Source organism: Streptomyces sp. MNU89 (genome assembly GCF_020982505.1).
GTDB lineage: Bacteria > Actinomycetota > Actinomycetes > Streptomycetales > Streptomycetaceae > Streptomyces > Streptomyces xinghaiensis.
This window is the reverse complement of the sequence record NZ_JAJKLL010000001.1, coordinates 6,626,527-6,647,742: the sequence shown is the minus strand read 5'-3', so window position 1 is coordinate 6,647,742 and position 21,216 is coordinate 6,626,527. Positions and strand designations below refer to the sequence as shown.

16 protein-coding genes and 2 pseudogenes are annotated in these 21,216 nt (G+C 74.6%); 8 read left to right on the top strand and 10 right to left on the bottom strand.

Features of this window, described 5'->3' with window-relative positions:
• Window positions 1-78: 78 nt before the first annotated feature.
• Window positions 79-762, bottom strand: coding sequence for a TetR/AcrR family transcriptional regulator (locus tag E4N63_RS28550; protein ID WP_230242051.1), 684 nt, complete (start codon window positions 760-762; stop codon window positions 79-81).
• Window positions 763-942: 180 nt separating this feature from the next.
• On the opposite strand from E4N63_RS28550, the gene E4N63_RS28545 reads away from it, so the two are divergent.
• The gene (locus E4N63_RS28545) at window positions 943-1,977 is read left to right on the top strand and encodes a medium chain dehydrogenase/reductase family protein (RefSeq protein WP_230242050.1); all 1,035 of its coding nucleotides are present in this window, start codon (window positions 943-945) and stop codon (window positions 1,975-1,977) included.
• A gap of 156 nt (window positions 1,978-2,133) precedes the next feature.
• Here the strand turns inward: E4N63_RS28545 and E4N63_RS28540 are convergent, their stop codons facing one another.
• The 3 genes from E4N63_RS28540 to E4N63_RS28530 form a co-directional block, all read right to left on the bottom strand.
• A complete protein-coding gene (locus tag E4N63_RS28540) occupies window positions 2,134-2,556 on the bottom strand; it encodes a DUF2267 domain-containing protein (protein WP_125626205.1) in 423 nt (140 codons plus the stop codon).
• Between the two features lie 353 nt (window positions 2,557-2,909).
• Window positions 2,910-3,644 (bottom strand): ABC transporter permease, encoded by a 735-nt coding sequence (locus E4N63_RS28535; RefSeq protein WP_230242048.1) that lies wholly within the window; start codon window positions 3,642-3,644, stop codon window positions 2,910-2,912.
• A 2-nt stretch (window positions 3,645-3,646) separates the two neighbouring features.
• Complete coding sequence (locus E4N63_RS28530; protein ID WP_230242047.1) at window positions 3,647-4,594, bottom strand: ATP-binding cassette domain-containing protein; 948 nt, start codon at window positions 4,592-4,594, stop codon at window positions 3,647-3,649.
• A 107-nt stretch (window positions 4,595-4,701) separates the two neighbouring features.
• Between E4N63_RS28530 and E4N63_RS28525 the strand changes: the two genes are divergently transcribed.
• Entirely contained in the window at window positions 4,702-5,952 is a 1,251-nt protein-coding gene (locus tag E4N63_RS28525) for a sensor histidine kinase (protein WP_230242046.1), read from the top strand.
• A gap of 242 nt (window positions 5,953-6,194) precedes the next feature.
• Here E4N63_RS28525 and E4N63_RS28520 read toward each other — a convergent pair whose 3' ends face one another.
• Window positions 6,195-6,839 carry a dihydrofolate reductase family protein gene (locus tag E4N63_RS28520; protein ID WP_230242045.1) on the bottom strand — a complete coding sequence of 215 codons (645 nt, stop codon included), beginning with the start codon at window positions 6,837-6,839 and terminating at the stop codon, window positions 6,195-6,197.
• A gap of 368 nt (window positions 6,840-7,207) precedes the next feature.
• On the opposite strand from E4N63_RS28520, the gene E4N63_RS28515 reads away from it, so the two are divergent.
• The gene (locus tag E4N63_RS28515; protein ID WP_230242044.1) at window positions 7,208-7,870 is read left to right on the top strand and encodes a response regulator transcription factor; all 663 of its coding nucleotides are present in this window, start codon (window positions 7,208-7,210) and stop codon (window positions 7,868-7,870) included.
• 170 nt (window positions 7,871-8,040) lie between these two features.
• Window positions 8,041-9,237, top strand: a complete 1,197-nt coding sequence (locus E4N63_RS28510) for a lactonase family protein (protein ID WP_230242043.1) — start codon at window positions 8,041-8,043, stop codon at window positions 9,235-9,237.
• A gap of 158 nt (window positions 9,238-9,395) precedes the next feature.
• Here the strand turns inward: E4N63_RS28510 and E4N63_RS28505 are convergent.
• From E4N63_RS28505 to E4N63_RS28495, 3 genes and pseudogenes are all read right to left on the bottom strand, one after another.
• Window positions 9,396-10,013, bottom strand: a pseudogene (locus E4N63_RS28505) (lytic polysaccharide monooxygenase); the annotation flags it as partial.
• A 413-nt stretch (window positions 10,014-10,426) separates the two neighbouring features.
• Window positions 10,427-12,100 (bottom strand): GMC oxidoreductase, encoded by a 1,674-nt coding sequence (locus tag E4N63_RS28500; RefSeq protein ID WP_230242041.1) that lies wholly within the window; start codon window positions 12,098-12,100, stop codon window positions 10,427-10,429.
• Window positions 12,101-12,518: 418 nt separating this feature from the next.
• On the bottom strand, window positions 12,519-12,920 hold the full coding sequence (locus E4N63_RS28495) for a DUF1992 domain-containing protein (RefSeq protein WP_230242040.1): 402 nt from the start codon (window positions 12,918-12,920) through the stop codon (window positions 12,519-12,521).
• A gap of 284 nt (window positions 12,921-13,204) precedes the next feature.
• On the opposite strand from E4N63_RS28495, the pseudogene E4N63_RS28490 reads away from it, so the two are divergent.
• From E4N63_RS28490 to E4N63_RS28475, 4 genes and pseudogenes are all read left to right on the top strand, one after another.
• Window positions 13,205-14,413, top strand: a pseudogene (locus E4N63_RS28490) (DUF4032 domain-containing protein); the annotation flags it as partial.
• Window positions 14,393-15,283: a helix-turn-helix domain-containing protein gene (locus E4N63_RS31315; protein WP_374112899.1), complete on the top strand. Its 891-nt coding sequence runs from the start codon at window positions 14,393-14,395 to the stop codon at window positions 15,281-15,283. The pseudogene E4N63_RS28490 and the gene E4N63_RS31315, both read left to right, overlap by 21 nt.
• Before the next feature lie 392 nt (window positions 15,284-15,675).
• Window positions 15,676-17,895: an MMPL family transporter gene (locus E4N63_RS28480; RefSeq protein WP_230242039.1), complete on the top strand. Its 2,220-nt coding sequence runs from the start codon at window positions 15,676-15,678 to the stop codon at window positions 17,893-17,895.
• 137 nt (window positions 17,896-18,032) lie between these two features.
• Entirely contained in the window at window positions 18,033-19,472 is a 1,440-nt protein-coding gene (locus tag E4N63_RS28475) for an FG-GAP and VCBS repeat-containing protein (protein ID WP_230242038.1), read from the top strand.
• A 60-nt stretch (window positions 19,473-19,532) separates the two neighbouring features.
• On the opposite strand, the gene E4N63_RS28470 is transcribed toward E4N63_RS28475, so the two are convergent.
• Together E4N63_RS28470 and E4N63_RS28465 are read right to left on the bottom strand one after the other, a co-directional pair.
• The gene (locus tag E4N63_RS28470; protein WP_019708604.1) at window positions 19,533-19,898 is read right to left on the bottom strand and encodes a DUF2795 domain-containing protein; all 366 of its coding nucleotides are present in this window, start codon (window positions 19,896-19,898) and stop codon (window positions 19,533-19,535) included.
• Between the two features lie 215 nt (window positions 19,899-20,113).
• Window positions 20,114-20,668: a hypothetical protein gene (locus E4N63_RS28465; RefSeq protein WP_125622595.1), complete on the bottom strand. Its 555-nt coding sequence runs from the start codon at window positions 20,666-20,668 to the stop codon at window positions 20,114-20,116.
• Window positions 20,669-21,216 lie beyond the last annotated feature (548 nt).

The window sequence follows — 21,216 nt, the reverse complement described above, 5'->3', positions numbered from 1 at the left end:
GCGCCCGGCACCGGCCCCGCCCGGTGCCGGGCGCACCCCTGTCCGGGCGAAAGTTCCGTCAAGCTGCGTCCAGCGCCGTCAGGCGCCACCGGCCGTCCCGGCCGCCTCCGCCGTCAGGCTCTCCAGCTCGGCCGCGAAGAGCCGCTCCGGATCGAAGCCCATCCCGCCGAACTGACCGGCGAGTTCGAGGGAGAGCACGCCGTGCAGCCGGGTCCAGAAGGCCAGGGCCCGGCGCAGCGCCGGGGCGGGGGCGGGGTGTCCGCCGTCCCACGCCCGGTGGCCCGCGAGGTGTTCCTCGAAGGACGCTGCGGCCGCGGCGGAGGCCCGGGGCTCCCCCGGCGCGCCCGCGCAGGCGTCGATCAGCACCGCCATGACCTCGGCGGCGATCTCCCTGGTGTCCTCCGGGGCCCGGTAGCCCGGCACGGGCGTGCCGTAGACGAGGAAGTAGCGCTGGGGGTCGTCCAGGGCCCACCGGCGCAGCGCGCGGGCCAGGCCCGCCAGGTCGGCGCCGTCCCCGGCGGCGCGGCGGAACGTGTCGGCGAGGCTGCGGTAGGCGTCCCGGACCAGTTCGGTGATCAGCTCGTCCCGGTTCGCGAAGTACCGGTAGAGGGCGGGGCCGCTGAGGCCCATGCGCTTGGCGATCGCGTTGAGGGAGAGCGCGGACACGCCCGCTGTGGCGATCTGCTCCCGGGCCCGCTCCTTGATCTCGGCCTTGACCTGCTTCCGGTACCGCTCACGCGGCGTTCTCTCGGCCGGGGCCATGGCCGGTCACGCTCCTCTCCCCGCTCGCCGCTCGCCGTGTCCTCGGGTGCGCGGGAGAACCGATCACCACCGGCGACGCCTGCTGACGGGAATCCTTCACCCTGCTTGACAGGAATGCAAGCCTCACTCACTTTGGTTATAGCTTCTAACGCAATCAAGCAGCTCTAACCGGAGGTCGTCATGCAGCGTGCCGCGCAACTCGTCAAGGTGGTCCTGCCGGGCCGGGTGGAGCCCGAAGGGCTCGAAGTCCGCTACGGGGCCGTCCCGTCGGCGGGGCCGGGTCAGGTCGCCATCGGCATGGAGGCGACGGGGGTGTCCTTCGCCGAGCAGCAGATGCGCCGGGGCCGGTACTTCGACCAGCCGCCGTTCCCCTTCGTCCCCGGCTACGACCTGGTCGGCACGGTGCTGGAGACCGGCGAGGGGGTGGACCACGCGCTGACCGGCAAGCGGGTGGCGGCACTGGTCAAGACCGGGGGGTGGGCCAGCCACGTCGTCGCCGACGCGGCGGATGTGGTGGAGGTGCCCCCCGGCGTCGAGGCAGCGGAGGCGGAGGCCCTGGTCGTCAACGGCCTCACCGCCTGGCAGATGCTGCACCGCACGGCACGGGTGCGCGCCGGGCAGACCGTCCTGGTGCACGGGGCGAACGGCGGCGTGGGCTCCGTACTGGTCCAGCTGGCGCGGGCCGCCGGGGCGCGGGTGCTCGGCACGGCCTCCGCCCGGCACCACGACGCGCTGCGCGAGCTCGGCGTCCTCCCCGTCGACTACCGCGCGGGGGACGTGCCGGCCCGGGTGCGGGAGCTGGCTCCGGACGGGGTGGACGCGGTGTTCGACCACGTCGGCGGGCGCAGCGTGACCGACTCGTGGCGGCTGCTCGCGCCCGGCGGCACCCTCGTCTCCTACGGCAGCGCCGCCACCCGCGACGACCAGGGCTCCAAGCAGTGGCCCGTCCTCAAGCTCCTGGGGCGGGTGCAGCTGTGGAACCTGCTGCCCAACGGACGCCGCGCGCACTTCTACAACGTCTGGGCGGGCCGGGCCTTCGGCAGGGACCGGTTCCGGGCCCGGCTGCGGGCGGACCTCACGGAGGTCTTCGCGGCTCTGCAGCGGGGCGAGGTGACTCCGCGGATCGCGGCGCGGCTGCCTCTGACCCGCGCCGCCGAGGCCCTGCGGCTGGCGGAGTCGGGCACGGTCGTCGGCAAGGTGGTGCTGATGTCGTGACAGGTGGGCCGGGACCGGGCCGGCCGGCCAGTCGGCCGGGCCGGGAGTCCCGTTCCGCGTTCCGCCCTCCCCGAGCCTCGTCTCCGCGGACCCGCGTGCGGTGTTCCGCTTCGCCGCGGGCCGTGTTCCGCGGCGGTGGGCTACCGGACCCGGGTCTCAGCGTGCGTGATGGGCCGTGCCCTGGCTGCCGGAAAACAGCACTTCGGCCAGCTCGGCGTCCAGCGACTGGCGGACCTTGTCCGTCAAGGTGCTGTCGGTCGCCTCGCCCACGACCTCCACCACGCACCGGGACTCGTGAACCGCCTTGGGATAGCCGGTGCTCGCCCGCTGCGCGACGCGTTCGAAGAACTCCTGGCTGCTCATCCGGACCCCGGTCTCCGGCTCGTCCGCCGCGTTCGCCACCCGGCGCAGATGCTCGCCGATCTCCCGGGGCAGCTGGGCCGCCAGATGCTCCGCCAGCGTCGCCGGTACGCGCTCCGCGAGCGTCTCCAGACTGGCCCGGGTGGCCGTCTCGGCGGCCCCGCGGCTGCCCAGATGGGCGCGGGCCTGAACCTGGCCGATGAACGTGTCGTGCTGCATGGGGTGCTCCTCGTGCTCATGCGCGGTGCCGCACAGCACGGGTGCGCGGCGGTGCCCGCCGACCGCACGGCTGTACCCGCCGGCCGCGCTTGTGCGTACGTGTCTGCGGTTGCAGCGTCCCCGGCCGGGTTTCCGTGCCTTTTCGGGCAAAACCTCCCCACTGCACCGGTTCCGGGCGTCGCCGTGCGACGGGGGTACGACCGGCGTGCCTCGCCGACCGGCCGGTCCGCGCGCCGGGTGTCGGGCGGCGCGGGTCCCGGCCAGCACGGCCCCCGGGTCCCGGCGTCCCGGCGTCCCGGCCCGAGGCGCGAGCCGGCACGGCCCCCGGTCCCAACCGGCACGGGCCCCGCCTGTCAGGCGTCGCGCCGGTGCACCGCTCGCAGGCCGGCCAGGAGTGCGGCGGTCGCCCACAACGCCGTCACCGCGAGACCGGCCCACGGGCCGGGGCCTCCCGCCGGATCCTGGTACAGGACTTGCTGTCCGGCCCGGTCCGGAAGCCAGGCGGCGGCGCCCTCGGCAATGTCGCCGACCACGAAGGAGACGATCAGGATGAACGGGATCAGCAGGCTCAGCACAGCGACGGCACTGCGCAGCAGGAACGTGAGCCCCGCGGCGAACAGGGCCATCAGGGCGAGGTAGAGCCCCGCGCCGACGCAGGCCCGCAGAACTCCCGGCTCCCCGAGACCGATGGCCCGCTCCCCCAGGAACGCCTGACCGGCGAAGAAGGTGGCGAACGCGGTGGCGAGCCCGGTGACGAGGGCGGCGGCGGCCACGACCGCCGTCTTGGCCCCGTAGAAGAGGCCCCGGTGCGGCACGGCCGCCAGGGAGATCCGCAGGGCGCCGCCCGTGTACTCGGACGACACGGCGGTGGCGCCAAAGGCAATGGCGGCGATCTGCGCGAAGTTGATCGCGTAGAAGGCTTCGAAGACGGGGTCCCCGCCGTTGTCCGCCTCCGCCCGGCCGACGGTCGCGTGAACGAGCACGGTGACGGCCAGCGAGGCGGCGAGGACCGCCAGAAGCGATCCGAAGCTCGCCCGGACCGACCTGATCTTGATCCACTCGGAGTGGAGCACTGCTGTGACTGACATGGTCAGGCCTCCCGCACCGCGGCCGGGGACGGGGACGGGGAAGCCGCGGCGGCGAATTCGGTCTCGTCCGTCGTGAGGGCGAGGTAGGCCTGTTCCAGGGAGGCACGTTCGTCGGTGAGCCCGGACACCGGAACGCCCGCACGGGCGGCGACGGCTCCGACTTCCTCGGCCGTGGTGTCCTCCACCATCCACCCACCGTCACCGTCTTCCGTGACGGGGTGTCCCTCGGCCAGCAGCGCGGCGCGCAGCCGGATGGGGTCGCCGGTGCGGACGCGGACGCGTGCGCGGCTGTGCCGGTCGATGAAGTCTCGCAGGGGGAGGTCGGCGAGGAGCCGGCCCCGCCCGAGGACGACGAGGTGGTCGGCGAAGGTCGCGGTCTCGTTCATCAGGTGGCTGGAGACCAGGACCGTGCGGCCCTCGCGGGCGAGCCGGCGCAGCAACTCGCGGATCCAGACGATCCCTTCGGGGTCGAGGCCGTTGGCCGGCTCGTCCAGCAGGAGAACGGGCGGGTCCCCGAGGAGCGCGGCGGCGATGCCGAGACGCTGGCGCATGCCGAGCGAGAAGGTCCTGATGCGGCGGCGTGCCGCCGTGCTGAGGCCGGTCTCCCGGAGGACCTCGTCGATGCGGCGGGCCGGAATGCGGTTGCCGGCGGCGAGAAGGCGCAGATGGTCGCGGGCCGTGCGGGAACCGTGGGCCGCTTGGGCGTCCAGCAGGGCGCCGGCCGTGCGCAGCGGCTCGTAAAGCGTCCGGTACGGGCGGCCGCCGACCGTGGCGGTGCCGGCGGTGGGGTGGTCGAGGCCGAGGACGAGACGCATGGTGGTGGACTTGCCGGCGCCGTTGGGCCCGAGGAACCCGGTGACCCGGCCCGGCGCGATGCTGCACGTCAGGCGGTCGACGGCCCGGGTGCCGCCGTACTCCTTCGTGAGGTCGGTGAGGTCGATGCTGGTCATGGCGTCAGCGTGGCCGTACGGGCGGGGGCCGGGCATCCCCCGCCGGTGGAGTCCGCCTCCCCCGCGCGGGGGAGCCGCCGTTCCGGCCGCTCTGGCACGATGACGGCGTGCCGGGCCTCCTGCTGCCGCTGACCCGCGCGGTCACGTACACGCGCTGGCTCCACCTGCTGGTGGGGTCGATCCTGCCGTTCGTCTGCGCCATGGTCTATCCGGGGCTGGACAGTCCGTCGCCGGCCGACTGGGCGCTGATCGCGCTACTGCCCGTTCCGCTCGTTGTGGCCGCCGCCGTGGTGCCCGAGGTGCGCCGGGCGGAGGGTCTGCAGGCCCAGCTGATGCTGTTCCCCGGACCGCACGCGCGGGTGAGGGGAGACGGGGACGCGGGCGTCTCCACCGTTCCGTCCGCTTCGTGGAGCGACCGGGCCCGGACCGGTGCCTGGATGGTGCTGCGGCTGGAAGCGGGGCTGGCCGTCGCGCTGGTGACGGGGCAGCTGATGGCGCTCTCGATGGAGCTCGCCGGGGCGGCGGCCGGGAATCCCGGTGTCGCCCGCCCGCTGCTGCTGCCGGTCTCCGGTACCGGCTGGGGGTACGTGCTGCTGGTGCCGGTGCCCCTCCTGGTGCTGATCGCGGTGGTCGCCGGAGCGGGAGCCCTCATGGCCGAGGCCGCCCGCCTGCTGCTCGGGCCGTCGGCCAAGGAGCGCCTGGCCGAGCTGGAGGAGCGCACCGAGCGGCTGCTGGAACGCAACCGCATCGCCGGGGAGCTGCACGATTCCATCGGCCACGCCCTGACGCTGGCCGTGGTCCAGGCGGGTGCCGCCCGGGCGACGGCCGACCCGGACTTCACCGACCGGGCGCTGGAGACCATCGAGGAGACGGGGCGGGCGGCGCTGGAGGATCTCGAACGGGTGCTGCTCGTGCTGCGCGAGACACGGCGGCCGGCCGGCGCCCGGCCGGCCCTCGACGAGGCGGGTCAACTGCTGGACTCCGCACGGTCTTCCGGCTCCCGGGTCGACGCCGAGGTGACCGGTCCGCTGGAGGACGTGCCCGGTCCGGTGTCCCGCGAGGGATACCGGATGCTCCAGGAGGCCCTCACCAATGTGCTGCGGCACGCGGGTCCCGTCCCGGTCCGGGTGCGCATCGCCGTGGCGGAGGGACGGCTGCGGCTCGAGGTGCGCAATCCGCTGGCCGCGCCACCGGTCCCGGGCGCCGGCACGGGCGGCGGCGCCCACGGCGGCGCGGGCGCGGGCGGCGGCAGCGGGCTGCGCGGGATCCGCGAGCGGGCCGCGCTGCTCGGAGGCGAGGCCCGGGCGGGCCGGGACGGCGGCCTGTGGCTGCTCCGCGTCGACCTTCCGCTGCGGTGACGGTGGTCCCGCGCGCGAGGCCCGGTCCTCGGGGCGGCGCCGGCGCGTCTTCCGCCCGCGCCCCCGTCAAGCCGCCGGGCGTCTCCGCTCCGCTCTCGACGGGCTGCCGGATGACCGGCCGCGGTGCTCCGCCGCACGACGCCGCGGAGCGGCACGGGGCCGGCGCGTGGCAGGCACCGGAGGCATCCGGCGGGTTCCCGTGCGGGCCGGCGTCCCGGACCCGCCCGCACGGGACGCCGGCTTCAGTCGTCGCGCGCGGCACCGTGATCGGGTGCGCTCATGTCCCCCGTCCGGGGCGTGCCCTCGGCGAGTCCGTAGCGCAGGTACACGGTGCCCTTCGGGCCGGCCGTGGGCGGTTCGAGGAGGGTGAGGTTCGTGGGCACCGCGCCGCCGTCGAACACCTTCTTCCCGACGCCGAGCACGATCGGGTGCACCCAGAGGTCGAGACGGTCGAAGAGCTTCTCGCGCAGCAGGGTCTGCACCAGGTTCAGGCTCCCGACGACCTTCACGTGCTCGTGCCGGTCCCGGATCTCGCGCACCGCGCCGGCCAGGTCCGGGCCGAGCAGCGTGGAGCCGGCCCACGAGAGGTCGGGCCGGCCGCGGGAGGCCACGTACTTCGGGACGCTGTTGAAGAGCGTGGCGATCTCGCTGTCCTCACCGCCCTCCTGGTGCGGCCAGTAGGCGGCGAAGATGTCGTACGTCCGCCGGCCGAGCAGGAGGGCGTCCGTGCCCTCGTACGCGGCGCCGACCTGCGCCCCGGCGACCTCGTCCAGCAGGGGGGCCTGCCAGCCGCCGAACGGGAACCCGGCCGGGTCCTCGTCGGGGCCGCCGGGCGCCTGCCCCACGAGGTCGAGGGTGGCGAACAGTTCGATGTGGATGAGGCCCATGTCCCGCTCCCGATAGGTCGTTTGTTCCAGTCGGTGGGCAGACTCGCGGGCGCCGGCGGACTCATCGCCACGGCGGCACGGGCTTCGTACTCGCCCGGCGGCAGGGCCCTGCCGAGGTGCCCGGCAGGTGTGCCGAGCGCCTCGGTCCCGGCCCGTCCGGTGTCGCGGATCCGGTGTCGCGGACAGCACATGCCAGCCGGTGGTGAACCGCGCGGCGCGGTACCCGGCTCGTTCCACCGGGCCGGGGCGCCGCACCGGCACTCCGCTCACGGTACTGCGCAAGCCGCGTCCGCGCCGGCCGGCCTGCGCCGACGTGCGTTGTCGCAGGTCACCGGCGCGAGCCACGGCTGCGGCACTAGGCTGACCGGATGCCGCTCACCGTTCTCCTGGTCGATGACGAGCCGCTCGTACGGGCGGGCCTGCGCGCCGTGCTGGAGGCCCAGCCGGACATCGAGGTGGTGGGCGAGGCGGGTGACGGGGCAGCCGTGATCCCGCTGATCCGGCGGCTGCGCCCCGACGTGGTGGCCATGGACGTGCGCATGCCCCTCATGGACGGCATCGAGGCCACCCGGGCGGTGCTGCGCACGGTGCCGGACCCGCCCAAGATCGTCGTGGTGACGACCTTCGAGAACGACGAGTACGTCTACGGGGCGCTCCGCGCCGGCGCCGACGGATTCCTGCTCAAGCGGGCGCGGCCGGCGGAGATCGTGCAGGCCATGCGGCTGGTGGTCGAGGGGGATTCCCTCCTGTTCCCGGCGGCTGTACGACAGTTGGCCGCCTCGCACGGCGGGGAGCACGGCAGCCCCGGGGCCCGGGCGGTCATGGAGCGTGCCGCGCTGACCGAGCGGGAGGGGGAGGTGCTGCGTCTCATGGCGCGTGGCCTGTCGAACGCGGAGATCGCCGCGCGCCTGGTGGTGGGAGGCGAGACCGTCAAATCCCATGTGAGTTCGGTCCTGGCGAAACTCGGGGTGCGGGACCGCACGCAGGCGGTCATCGCCGCGTACGAGTCCGGCTTCGTGGCCCCGGGCTGACCGCCGGGCGGCGGCGGACGGACCGCACCGCGCCGGGGGCCTGCCGCTCGCCCCCGGCCCGACCGGCCCCGGGGCGTCTTGTGGCCGCCGGGGCGGATGAGCAAGGCTGTCCGGCGTCCGGCCGGGCATCGTCCCCCTCACCCCCCACACCGATACGAGGTGCGCGCACCATGAGCAGCAACAGGCCCTTACCCGCCCGCCGCAGTCTTCTGGCCGCCGCCGCGGCGCTCGCCGCGGGCGCCGCGGCGAGCGGGCCGGCCGCCGCCCGCGCCCTGGCCTTCCCGCCGTCCGGCTCACCGGCCCCCGCCGCCGGTGGCGGGCCGCGGCCGTCCGCCGCCCGGCCGCTGTTCCTGGGGACGTACACCTCGCAGCCCGGCGGCGGCACGGGCATCGGCCTCGCCTCGTACGACCCCGTGAGCGGGGAGATCTTCCCGGGCGGGACGCTCTCCGGCGTCGCCGATCCCTCGTTCCTCGCTCTCTCCCCCTGCGGGCGCACCCTCTACGCCGTCAATGAGCGCCGGCCCGGCGGCGTCACCGCGATCGCCCTCGGCGAGGACGGCGGGCACGAGGTCCTCAACAGCCGCGGCACCGGTGGCGACGCGCCCTGCCATCTCTCCGTCCACCCCGGAGGGCGCTTCCTGCTGAGCGCCAACTACACCTCGGGGTCCGTCGCCGTGCATCCCATCGGGGAGGACGGCTCGCTCGGGGAGCGCACCGGCCTGGTGGAGCACACCAGTCCGCCGCCCGGCCCCGGCCAGCAGGGCCCCCACGCGCACCAGATCCTGACCACCCCCGACGGCGGGCACGTCCTCGCCGTCGACCTCGGCAATGACAGCGTCTACACCTACCGCCTCGACGAGTCGGCCGGGACGCTCGCCCAGGTGTCCGTCGCGGCTCTGCCGCCGGGCGCGGGCCCCCGGGCGCTGGCCTTCCACCCCTCGGGCCGGTACGCGTATCTCGCCAACGAGTTGAGCGACACCGTCTCGGTCTGCGCCTACGACCCGGACACCGGCCGCTTCACCCCCGGCGCCCCGCAGCCGACCGGTACCGGCGGGGTCACCAGCTACCCCGCCCAGCCGCTGGTCTCCCACGACGGCGCCCACGCCTATCTCTCCAACCGCGGGCACAACAGCGTCAGCCACTACGCCGTCGAGGACGAGGGCGCCTCGCTGCGGCTGCTCGGCACGGTCCCGGTGGGCGGTGACTGGCCGCGGCACCTCGCCCTCTCCCCGGACGGCGCCCTGATGTTCGCCTGCAACCAGCGCTCCGGGACGGTGACGGTCTTCTCGGTCGCCCCGGGCACCGGAGCCCTGTCCCTCGTGGCCACGGCCGCGGCTCCGGTCCCGGTCTTCGCCCTGCCCCTCTGAGGACCCGGCGGGCGGGCCGCGCCTCCGGGCCGGCCGTGCCGCCGACGCACGGGACCCGCCGGGCCGTTGAGCCCGGCGGGTCCTGTGTGCGTCATGCGTCGTCCCGGTTCAGCCGTTCACCGGGCCGGGGCGGGCCCGGCCGCTGCACCGGATCAGTACGTGACCTGGCCGTTGCCGCCGTCGAAGACGACGTCGGAGCAGGAGTAGAAGTTCTCCTGGCTGTCCGAACGGGTCCAGTGGATGTAGAGGATGTGCTGGCCGGACCGCTGCGGCAGGTTGAGGTTCCAGTAGTAGTGGCCGCCGTTGGAGCCCGCGCCGCCGGACTGCGGCGGGTTGGTGACGGTCTGCAGGTGCTCCAGGTCGCTCCAGGCCAGGCTCTTGGTCGGGCTGTAGCCGTTCTTGGTGATGTAGACGTCGAACTTGCCCGGGTGGTGCGCCCAGTTGCTGTGCTTGACCTGGATGCCGGCACCGGAGGTGAGGTGGGTCTTCGGCCAGTCGCTGCGGGCGGCGTTGTACGAGGAGAAGTTGTACGGGCCGCGGTCGCCGCCACTGCACAGCTTCCCGTCCGGGATGTAACCGGTCGTCCTGCCGCCGCCGTTGGAGTCCAGCACGGCGAACCAGTTGTACAGCGGCGTGGTGCTGGACTGCTGGACCGCCGCGGCGCAGGCCGGGTTGGCCGGCATCTGGTGGTTGTTCCTGATCAGGTCCTCGTAGCAGAGGTACGTACGCGAACCCGGCATCATGGTCGCGCCGTGGGCGGCCGCGGGCGAGGGCATCGACGCCGCGACGAGAGCGAACAGGCCCGCTCCGAGGAGGCTCAGCGAACGAGGGGTACGGACCGGGGACTTCTTCCGGTCCGGGTGCCGAATGGCCATGTGGGGGTCTCCTAGGGGGTCACCCGGCGGGACGGGCGCCGTACGGTCCCGGGCCGCTGGTGTGCGGCCGGGCCGGCGGTGGCCCGTCGCCGGATCGGGTCCGACTGACGTGGAGCCACTCCCGCTCCCCGCGAGTGCGGCCGGGGTGGAGGGACGGCCGCGACGGGAATGGGAGCGCTCCCACACAGATAGCACCCCGGGGATCATTCGTAAACCGTTCACACACAATTGTCTTGCGGACACCGGGATTTGACGGAGGAACCGGCCCCGGGAGGGCCGGTTTCCGCCGGTACCGTACGGCCGCCGGGACCCGTTCAGGCGCCCCGGAGCCCCGGGACCACGTCCTCGGCCAGCACCCGGGCGACATTGCGCTCGGCGAGGGCGGTGATGGTGACGAAGGGGTTCACCCCGATCGACCCCGGGATGAGCGAGCTGTCGACCGCATACAGATTGCGGTGCCCGCGCAGCCGCCCGTACCCGTCCGTCGCCACGCCCAGCGGGCAGCCGCCCAGGGGGTGGTAGCAGAAGTCGTCGGCGAACGCCCGGTCGTCGCCGAAGAGGTCGTAGCGGTATTCCGTGCGGTTGGCGCGGTTGACGCGGTCGAGGAGGGACTTGGCGGCGGTGACGGCCGGCGCGTTCTGCTCGCGCCGCCAGTCCAGCCGGAGCTCGCCGGTGGCCGGGTCGAGGGAGAAACGGCCGCGCTCCGGGTTGTCGGTGATCGCCAGGTAGAGACTGATGCCGGTCTCGATCCCGGCCGGGAGGGGGGCGATCTCGGCGAAGACCGGGTGGGTCGGGTGGTTCCAGTCGTCGATGGCGAGGACGGGGATGGACGACTGCTTGCTGCCGGTCGGATTCCAGGGGTGGTTGGCGCGGCCGGCCATGATGTTGCCGTTGGGGCCCCACCCGGTGCCGAGGTCGGGGCCGAGGCCGGGCAGGGCGCCGGTGTCACGGGCGCGGAGCAGGAGTTCGGTGGTGCCGAGGCTGCCCGCGCCGAGGAAGAGGTGCGTGCAGGAGACCTCGGTGCGGGCCACCACGGAGCCGTTCTCGTCGATCTCCTTGACCGTCAGCGTGTAGCCGCCGTCCGCCCCCTGCTCGATCCGCTCGGCCTTCCGCATCGTGCGGAGGGTGACCTTGCCGGTGCCGAGGGCCGCGGCGAGATAGGACTTGTCCAGGCTGCGCTTGCCGTGGTTGTTGCCGTAGATGACCTCACCGGCGAGGGCGGACTTGGCGGCGTCGCCGCGCTCCTCCCGCTCCATGTACCCGAAGTCGTAGACGTTCGGCACGTAGACGGTGGAGAGACCGGCGTTGTGCGCCTGGTCGCGGGCCAGCCGGGCGAAGCGGTAGTAGTCGCTGTCGCCGAAGTAGTCGGTGCCGATGCTGTTGACGCCGAGCATGGCGCGGGCCCGGGGGAAGTACGTGCCGTACATCTCGCCGGAGTCGACGCCGGGGAGCACCTTCTCGAAGTGGCCGCGGGCCGGGGTGACGGCCATGCCGCCGTTGACGAGGGAGCCGCCGCCGACGCCGCGGCCGACGTAGACGGACATCTCGCCGAAGTGGACTCGGTCGAGGACGCCCGGGTAGCGCTCGATGTCCCGGTTGACGATGTCGAGCCAGAGGAGGCTGTCGAGCGGCGCCTCGGTGCGGTCCTTGAACCACATGGAGCGGCGGTCCGGGTTGATCATGTCGCAGAAGATCCTGCCGTCCTCCGCGGCCTCGTCCCAGAGCCGGCCCATCTCCAGCACGAGGGTGTTCACACCGGCCTCGCCGAGCCGGAGGGCCGCGACGGAGGCCCCGTAGCCGGAACCGACGACGACGGCGGGGAAGGAGTCACCGGAGGCCGCCGAGCGGTCGGCGGCGGACGCGGGGGCGGAGATGCTGGTCAGTCCGGCCGCGGCGGCGGCCTGGAGCGCGGTGGCGCCGATGAAGTGACGGCGCGTCAGACGGGTGCCGGAGCGGGAGGGTGAGGGGCGCGGGGGTGTGGAGGACACGGGGCGGCTCCTGCCTGCGAGAACCATGAGAACCGGGAAGAGCACCGGCGAGGTCGGCGGGTGGCGGGACGACCTGCCGGCGGTGGGCTGCCAGTCATGCCGGCACGTACCGTTACCCCGGGTACCCCCCGGCATGGAAGTGACACCGGTTTTCCCGTCATATCGCCGCACCCGGACGGGCGTTGGGGCGCCGGGGCGGCATCCGGCGGACGGCGGGGACCGGCCGTGAACCGGTGCCGGGCAGCCGCTGACGCGGCCCGGTCGCGCCGGTCGCGCCGGTCGCGCCGGCAGTGGTCAGTCGGCGGAGCCCATGAAGTCCAGCACCCGGCGGTTGACCTCTGCCGCCATGAGAGACGGCGGCGGGCGCGGGGCGGGGCACCCAGAACCCGTCCCCCGCCGGGGCCCCGGGTGGGCCGGATCAGCCCGAACGGCGCTCTCGCCGGTCGCGGAGCACGGTCTCCGGGTCATACGGCCTGAGATTGAGGGGCGGGCCCGCCGGCGGCCTGCGGATCGCCTCGCGGATCTTCTCGTTGATCTCCGCCACGATGCGCCGGGCCTCGCGTTCGGACCGCGCCCCGAGCGCCGCCTCGTAGGCGTCCTCCGCCTCCTTGCGCAGAGCGAGCGCCGGGGGCAGGGCGGAGACGCCCTCGCGGTGCATCTTCTTCTTGATCCACCAGTTCTCGTCGTACGGGGCGTCCAGGCCGGTGAGCGGTTGGCCGGCACCCGGCAGGTTCTCGAACGCGCCGCGCTCGGCGGCTTCGCGGATCTGCCGGTCGACCCAGGACTCGAAGTCGACGCCGGGCGGTTTCCGTTCCGTCATGGCCTGCGGCCTCCCAGGGCTCCGTGTGGTCGGTCCGGTGCGGCAGTTCGCTGCGGACGGTGTGGTGCGGCCGGTTGCGACGACCGTCCCTCCACGGTACAAGGGCCGGCTTCCCCGCGGACCGCGTCCCGGGACACCGGCGGGGCATCACGGGCCCGGAGGCCGGCCCGGGTCTCCCCGGCTCCCCCGGGCCGGCAGGGCTCCGCCGTCACACGCAGGGGCGCGGCGCCTCCACGGCCACCCGGCCCTCCCCGCGTGCGTCCGGCCTGCCGCAGACTGGGCCCATGGAACTCCAGATCACCGCGACCTCCCCCGAGCACCCCGCCGACCTCCTCGACCTGCCGTGGAGCGTGCCGCTGGAGGAGTGGCCGCACAAGCATCTGGTCGCGCTGCCGCGCGGTATCTCCCGCCATGTGGTGCGGTTCGCCCGGGCGGGGGACGAGGTGGTCGCCGTCAAGGAGGTCGGCGAGTGGGCGGCCGTACGGGAGTACGAGCTGCTGCGGGACCTGGACCGGCTCGCCGTCCCCGCCGTGGACGCGCTCGCGGTGGTCACCGGGCGGAGGGACGCGCACGGCGAGCCGCTGGAGCCCGTCCTCATCACCCGGCATCTGGACGGCTCGCTGCCGTACCGCTCGATGTTCGAGACGACGATGCGGCCCGGCACCATCAACCGGCTGCTGGACGCGCTCGCCGTCCTCCTCGTCCGCCTCCACCTCAGCGGCTTCGCCTGGGGCGACTGCTCGCTCTCCAACACCCTCTTCCGGCGCGACGCGGGTGAGTACGCCGCCTACCTCGTCGACGCCGAGACGGGACAGCTCCGGCCCCAGCTGAGCCACGGGCAGCGGGAGTACGACCTGGAGATCGCCCGGGTCAACATATCCGGCGAGCTGATGGACCTGGAGGCGGGCGGCTCCCTGCACCCCTCGGTGGACCCGGTGCAGTTCGGCACGGCCATCGCCGAGCGGTACGGCGAGCTGTGGCACGAGCTGACCCGCCAGTCGGTGTACCCGCTCGCCAAGCGCCACTACATCGACCGCCGCATCCGCCGCCTCAACGACCTCGGCTTCGACGTGGCGGAGATGCAGATCCAGGCGACCCCCGAGGGCGACGCGGTCACGTTCCTCCCCAAGGTCGTCGACGCCGGCCACCACCAGCGGCAGCTGCTCCGGCTGACGGGCATGGACGCCGAGGAGAACCAGGCGCGCAGCCTGCTCCGCGATCTGGAGACCTGGATGGTCTCGCAGGACGACTACGCGCCGGGCGACCCGCTGGGCGCGCGTCCCGAGGTGCTGGCCCACCGCTGGGTGCGGGACGTGTTCCGGCCCGCCGTCCGCCTGGTCCCGCGCGAGCTGCGCGGCTCGGCCGACATCGCGCAGATCTACCACGAGCTGCTGGAGCACCGCTGGCTGATGTCGGAGCGCGCGGGGCACGACGTGGGCCTGGAGGCCACGGTGGAGGACTACATCCGCACGGTGCTCCGGCCGGGCGCGGAAGCCGGGGCCGGGGCGGCCGGGGTCGCCTACGGGCGGGTACGGGCACCGCGGCGGCGGCCGGGGCGGGTACGGGCAGTGGCCCGGAGCCCGGGGCCTGAGACGGCGGGCCGCTCGGGGGCGTTCCGGTCCGTTCCGGGCGGGATAGTCCTCCGCGCCGGTGGGTACCCGGGCCGGGCCCCGAACCGGCGAGAGGATGCGATCGCGGTGTCCCACAAGGCAGCCCACCGACCGGAACACGACGGCGGCGACATCGGACGCCGCGTCGCCCGCCAGCGCGAGCGCCTCGGCCTGAGCCGCGAGCAGCTGGCGACCCGGGCCGGGATGGCCCCCGGTTACCTGGAGTATCTGGAGGAGCACCCGGCCGACCCCAGCGGCCCGGGGCTGCTCAAGCTGGCCGGGGCGCTGGAGACGACGGTCGCGGCGCTGCGCGGCGGCCTCCCCCGCCCCCCGCCGGAGCGGGGCCGGCCCGGTGACTATCCGCGGCTGCGCGACCTCGGTCCCGAGGAGTGCCGGGACCGGCTCGCCTCGCACGGGGTGGGCCGGATCGCCGTCTCCACCGAGGAGGGCCCGGTCATCATCCCGGTGAACTACCTGGTCCGGGACGACATGATCGCGTTCCGGGCCCGGCCCGGCACCCCGCCCGCGACCGCCCCGGGGCAGGAGGTCGCCTTCGAGGTCGACGATGTGGACGAGATACTGAGCCAGGGCTGGAGCGTCCTGGTCACCGGCCGCGCCCGGGCCGCCACCGGCCACGAGGCGGCCCTGCTGGACGAGCAGGCGCCCACCGAGCCCTGGGCGGGCGACGAGCAGGACCGGTGGGTGCTCATCGCCCCCGAACACGTCTCCGGACGCCGCATGCATCTGAGCTGAGCCGGCGGAGGCACATGGCGCGCAGCTCCCGCGTCTCGGCCGGGCGCCGGGTGCGGCGCCGGCGCCCTCGGTGTCCGACGGCGGCCGACGGCGACCGGCGCCGGCCGACCACGGCCGGCGCGTGCCGGAGACGCCGTGAAGCCGCAGGCCGGGCCCGGTGCGAGGGGGCGGCGGCTCGCCCGTTACCTTCTTCGTGGCCCGGCGTCGTGCCCGGCGAGGCGACGGCACCGCCTTCCCTGCGCACCTGTGCCGGGCCCGCCGCGGCTCGGCCCCGGCCCCGGCCCCGCATCCGTACGGCCCGCAGATGACGAATCGGTGGCGTCGTGCACTCCGGGGTGGATCGGGGGCACGAGAATTGCGTTCCGTTCCGCTGATCTCTCCGAGGGAGACCGATGCCGTCCACACCGCGAGCCGCCCGCTGGCTCGTACCCGCCCTGCTGCTCGTCGTCTGGCTGGGGATCGGCGGTGCCCTCGGTCCGTACGCCGGGAAGCTCAGCGAGATCGCCACCAACGACCAGTCGGCATTCCTCCCCGAGAGCGCCGAGTCGACGAAGGTGATCGACGCTCAGAAGGCGTTCCGGCAGAGCGAGACGCTGCCCGCCATCGTCGTCTGGACGGCCGACGAGGGGAAGATCACCGGCAGTCAGCGGGAGGCGGCCACCGGCGCGCTGGCCTCGCTCTCCGACAGCCCCGGTGTCACCGGCCGGGTCTCCCCCGCCCTGCCCTCCGAGGACGGTCTCGCGCTGCAGGGCGTGGTCCAGCTCCGCGACGATCTGGGCGACGAGACCGCCGACGCCCTGGACCGCATCACCGAGGCGGCCGAACGGGTTGACGGGACATCAGTGCGGATCGCCGGCCCCGCCGCCACCCAGAACGACCTCTCCGAGGCCTTCGCGGGCATCGACGGGCTGCTGCTCGGGGTGGCGCTCAGCGTCGTGCTGCTGATCCTGCTGCTGGTCTACCGGAGTGTGCTGCTGCCGCTCGTCATCATCCTCAGCGCGGTGTTCGCGCTCTCGCTGGCCACCGGCATCGTCTACGCGCTGGCCGAGCGGGACGTGGTCCGGGTCGACGGGCAGGTGCAGGGCATTCTCTTCATCCTCGTCATCGGCGCGGCCACCGACTACGCCCTGCTGCTCTCCGCCCGCTTCCGCGAGGAACTGCCCCAGCACGAACAGCGGTTCGACGCCATGCGCGCCGCGGTGCGCCGATCCGCCGGGGCGATCACGGCCAGCGCCGCCACCGTGGCGCTGGGTCTGCTCGCCCTGCTGCTCAGCGATCTGGCGAACAACAAGGCGCTCGGCCCGGTCGGTGCCATCGGCATCGTCTGCTCCGTCCTCGCCGCGCTGACCTTCCTGCCCGCCGCCCTGCTGCTGCTGGGCCGGGCCGCGTACTGGCCGGCCCGCCCCAGGCCCGTGGTGGACCCGGAGCACCCGGAGGCCGGGCAGAGCAGCATCTGGGCCCGGGTCGCCGCGTGGGTGGACCGGGCGCCCCGGCGGATCTGGGCCGTGACGCTCGCGGTGCTCGCCCTGTTCGCCGTCTTCGCGCCCCAGCTGAAGTCGGAGGGGGTGCCGCTGAGCGAGATCTTCGTCAACGACGCGCCGTCGGTCGCCGCGCAGCGCACGCTGAGCGAGCACTTCCCCGGCGGCACGGGCAATCCCGCGGTGATCATCGCCGACGCCGACCGGGTCCGCGAGGTGACGCGGGCCGCGAACGGCACCGACGGCGTCTCCTCGGCGGCGCCCGTCACCGAGTCCGGGCGGCCCGGCGGGGGCGAGCCCCTGGTCGTGGACGGGCGGGTGCGGATCGACGCCGTGCTGGAGGACGACGCCGACAGCAACGCCGCCCGGGCGACCGTGCAGCGGCTCCGGGACGCGGTGCACGGGGTGTCCGGAGCGGACGCCCTCGTCGGCGGCTACACCGCACAGCAGTACGACAGCCAGACCACCGCCCAGCGGGATCTGAAGGTGATCGTCCCGGTGGTGCTGGCCATCATCCTGGTGATCCTGGTGGCGCTGCTCCGCTCGCTGCTGCTGCCGGTGCTGCTGGTCCTCACCGTCGCCCTCAACTACGGGGCGACGATCGGGGTCGCCGCCCTCGTCTTCGAGCACGTCTTCGGCTTCGGCGGAGTCGATCCGTCCGTGCCGCTGTACGGATTCGTCTTCCTGGTGGCCCTCGGCGTGGACTACAACATCTTCCTGATGACGCGGGTCCGGGAGGAGGCACAGCTCCGGGGCACCCGCCTGGGCGTCCTCAAGGGGCTGACGGCGACCGGCGGGGTGATCACCTCGGCCGGGGTGGTGCTGGCAGCGACGTTCGCCGCGCTGGTCGTCATCCCGCTGGCGTTCCTCGTCCAGATCGCCTTCATCGTGGCTTTCGGCGTCCTGCTGGACACCCTGGTGGTGCGGTCGCTGCTGGTGCCCGCGCTCACCCGGGACATCGGGCCGGCGGTGTGGTGGCCCAGCGCCCTGCGCCACGACCCGGCCGCCGCCCCGGCCGCCGCCGCCGCCCCGGGCGCCGCGGGCCGGGCGCCACGGCGGCGCCCAGGGCTGAGTCCGCCAACCCGTTCTCGGGAAAGGACAGTTGGGGCGTTACACGGACGTGCTGAACGGTGACACGGCAGTGCAACCGTTCAGCGCGGCGAGCCGTCGTCACAGATGTGCCGAACGTGTTCACCGCGCCAACACGCGCTTGCGGCCCGGTGAACACACGGCACTCCCCGCTCGTGTGACGACTTCTCCGGAGGCCTTCTGTGCGTCGCCGTATCCGCCCGTCCCTCGTCGCGCGCTGCGCGGTCGTGGCCGCCCTCGCGACCGTGCCGTCGCTCCTGGCGCTCCCCGCGAGCGCCGGAGAGAGCGCGCCGGCCGCCCGTCCGGCCGGGCTCGCGCCGCAGCCCGACTTCGACGGGGACGGGCACGCCGACGTCGCCTCCTCGGCCCCCGGCGCCACCATCGGCGGCCTGGCGGAGGCCGGGTACGTCGTCGTGGTGTACAGCTCCTCCGGTGGGGTGGAGACCGAGCGGCGGCATGTCATCAGCCAGGCCACGGCCGGGGTCCCCGGCTCGCCGGCCGCCGGCGGGCGGTTCGGCCACCGCACGGTCGCCCGCGACCTCGACGGCGACGGCTACACCGACCTCGCCGTGGAGACCCCGGGGACCGCCTCCGTCACCGTCCTCTGGGGTTCCCGGTTCGGCCTGGACGGCGGCACGGTGCTGCCCGTCTCCGCCGGGACGAGCGGCGACAGCCTGACCGGCGGGGACTTCAACGGCGACGGCCACGCCGACCTGGTGGGGGTCAGCTCGGTCTCCGAGGAGTGGGGCGACCTGCGGATCCTCTACGGCCCGTTCACGCGCGCCGCCGCCCCGGCCGGCACGGCGGACGTCCCCACCGGCAGGGTGTTCGAGCCCCGGGACCTGATCGCGGGTGACATCACCGGTGACGGCCGGGACGACCTCGTCAGCCTGCACGACTTCGAGGAGATGACCGAACCGGCCATCTTCTGGCGGGGCACCGCCACCGGCCTCGCCCGCGGCAGTGCCTCCCCCGGGCGCGGCGCCTCCGCGGCGATCGGTGACGTGGACGGCGACGGTCACGGCGATCTGGTGATGCGGACGGTGCCCGGCGGCGTCAACGAGGACCTGCCGACCGACCCGGGGTCGGTCGAGGTCGTGTACGGCACGGCGGACGGCCCCGGCACCCGCACCGCGGTCATCGACCAGGACACGGCGGGCGTCCCGGGTGTGAGCGAGGCGGGTGACCAGTTCGGCGCCGCCCTCGTCGCCGGGGACGTCACCGGCGACGGCCGCGCGGACATCGCCGTCGGCGTCCCCCACGAGGATCTGCCGGCGGGCGCGGACGCCGGTGCCGTCGTCCTGCTCAAGGGTGCCGCGGGCGGGCTGTCCGGCACCGGTGCCCGCGCCTTCCACCAGGACACGGCGGGCGTCCCGGGGATCGCCGAGGCCGGTGACCGTTTCGGCGCGGCCCTCGCCCTGCAGGACACCGACGGCGACGGACTGGACGACCTGGCCGCCGGCGCTCCCCTGGAGGACGGCTCGTTCCGCGACTCGGGCGCGGTGTGGGTCCTGCGCGGCGCCGCCGCCTCGCTGACCACGACCGGCGTCGTCTCGTTCGGCCCCTCGGCCTTCGGCGCCCCGGAGGCCGGCGCCCGCCTGGGCCAGGCGCTGCCGCGCTGAACCACGGCGACGGCCCGCCGGGCGCCCGGGTTCCCCCGGGTCCGGCGGGCCGCTCCGCCCTCAGTGGTGCCGGGGGCCCTGGCGGGGGCCGGTGCCGGGCATCCTCCGCGGGTGTTCGAGCTCCTCCTCGACGGGGGGCTTGTCGGCGTCGCGCAGGTGCTGGGACAGATGCCGCTTGGCGCCCTTGCGCGCCTGCTCGCCCTGCTGGCCGCGGCTGTGGCCGAGGTCGGAGTCCGGGTCGACCCGCACGGAGTGGGCCACCTGGTCGCGGTTCTCGTACCGCTCGGCCGGGATACCGCGCAGCGCGGCCACGGCCGCCTCGGAGGCGCCGCCCACCTTCGCGGCGCGGATGAGCTCGTCCTTGCCGGCCGGGAAGTCGACGTCCTTGATCGCGTGCAGAACCTGGGGGACGCTCGTGTGCGCCATGGCTCTCTCCTTGCCGCTGCTGGGGTCCGTGCGCCGGGCTGCCGCTGCGGCGCGGCGCACCGGGGCCGGCGGCCGGCCGGGAGGCGGCCGTTGCCCCGCCTGCCGGGTTCCCGGGCGAGAAGGATGAAACCTCGCATACCGGGCGGGGCGGGGCGGCCGGGTGGGGGCCCGGGCTCCTCCCGATCGGGCCCGGGCCGGGGTCCGGGCTCAGGCGGTCAGCAGGCCACGGGCTTGGGGACGTCCTCGCCCCGGTCCGCGAGGGAGCAGAGCGTGCGGAACGAGATCTTCCAGTCGCCGTCCTGCCGCACGGACTCCCCCGGCTTCTCCGGCCGGATCGTCTCGTCGCCGCGCAGGAGGGTGTAGCCGACCTCGGCGTCCCGCGAGGAGGTGAAGTCGACGGAGTCCACGCGCACCCGCAGCTCACGGGCCCGCTTGTCCTCGGCGAAACCCTGGATCATCAGCTCGTACTGGACGCCGTCCTCGACGAGAGCGGTCTTCTTCTCCACCGGCACGTCCGGGTCGAAGAAGCCCCGCCAGGCCTTCCGGATCTCGTCCTCGGCGCGGTCCGGGTCGGCCGGGGCGGTCGCCGTGGGGCTCGGCGAGGAGGGCGTGGGCGACCGGTCCGGCGTGCCGGTGTCCGCCGTCCCGGCGGTGGCCGACGGCTTCGTGGTCTTCTCGTCACCCCCGTCGTCGCCGGAACCGCACGCGGCCGTGAACAGGAGGGCCGCGGCGGCCAGGAGTGCGGCCGGTCCCCGTCGAGCAGGAGTCATGGTTGTCACCTTCCGGTTCCGCTTCTGGAGGGGCCTACCCGCCGCCGGACGGCTCATCCCCGTTCCGGGGAAGGCCAGTTGAACGCGGAACCGGGCCCGGCCGCGCACGACGGAAGAGGCACGCTACCCGCCGCCCCGGGCACCGACCGGGAACCGCGCCGATCAGCACACTTCTCTCACCGGTCCTGCCCTCCCGGCAGGTTCTCCCGCCGCTTCCTCCCGCCGCTTCCTCCCGCCTCCGTGCCCGCGCACCCGGCCGCGCCGGGGCCGGGCTCGGGCCATGCCGCTCCCCCGCCCGGGCGGGCCGGCGGTCCGGAACCCCTGCCCGACCGGACCGCCGGTCCGGAACCCGGTGCCGGCCCCCCGGTGCCGGACCCCCGGTCCGGATGCCCCGGCTCCGAGGGCGGGCGCGAGCGCCGGCAGCCGGCGGTGACGCCGCTCCGCCAACCGAGGCAGAACCGGTCCGGCCGCTCCCCGCGGCCCGGGAAAAGGGGTACGAAGGGAGGGCGGCACAGCAGCGCCTCTCGTCACTCTCCCTGGAGGATGGC

What these genes read in the sequence shown, in the direction of transcription:
- E4N63_RS28480 (WP_230242039.1), top strand. Translation starts at nt 15,676, where the DNA reads ATGCCGTCCACACCGCGAGCCGCCCGCTGGCTCGTACCCGCCCTGCTG.
- E4N63_RS28465 (WP_125622595.1), bottom strand. Translation starts at nt 20,668, where the DNA reads ATGACTCCTGCTCGACGGGGACCGGCCGCACTCCTGGCCGCCGCGGCC.
- E4N63_RS28510 (WP_230242043.1), top strand. Translation starts at nt 8,041, where the DNA reads ATGAGCAGCAACAGGCCCTTACCCGCCCGCCGCAGTCTTCTGGCCGCC.
- E4N63_RS28470 (WP_019708604.1), bottom strand. Translation starts at nt 19,898, where the DNA reads ATGGCGCACACGAGCGTCCCCCAGGTTCTGCACGCGATCAAGGACGTC.
- E4N63_RS28540 (WP_125626205.1), bottom strand. Translation starts at nt 2,556, where the DNA reads ATGCAGCACGACACGTTCATCGGCCAGGTTCAGGCCCGCGCCCATCTG.
- E4N63_RS28515 (WP_230242044.1), top strand. Translation starts at nt 7,208, where the DNA reads ATGCCGCTCACCGTTCTCCTGGTCGATGACGAGCCGCTCGTACGGGCG.
- E4N63_RS28545 (WP_230242050.1), top strand. Translation starts at nt 943, where the DNA reads ATGCAGCGTGCCGCGCAACTCGTCAAGGTGGTCCTGCCGGGCCGGGTG.
- E4N63_RS28530 (WP_230242047.1), bottom strand. Translation starts at nt 4,594, where the DNA reads ATGACCAGCATCGACCTCACCGACCTCACGAAGGAGTACGGCGGCACC.
- E4N63_RS28535 (WP_230242048.1), bottom strand. Translation starts at nt 3,644, where the DNA reads ATGTCAGTCACAGCAGTGCTCCACTCCGAGTGGATCAAGATCAGGTCG.
- E4N63_RS28495 (WP_230242040.1), bottom strand. Translation starts at nt 12,920, where the DNA reads ATGACGGAACGGAAACCGCCCGGCGTCGACTTCGAGTCCTGGGTCGAC.
- E4N63_RS28520 (WP_230242045.1), bottom strand. Translation starts at nt 6,839, where the DNA reads ATGGGCCTCATCCACATCGAACTGTTCGCCACCCTCGACCTCGTGGGG.
- E4N63_RS28550 (WP_230242051.1), bottom strand. Translation starts at nt 762, where the DNA reads ATGGCCCCGGCCGAGAGAACGCCGCGTGAGCGGTACCGGAAGCAGGTC.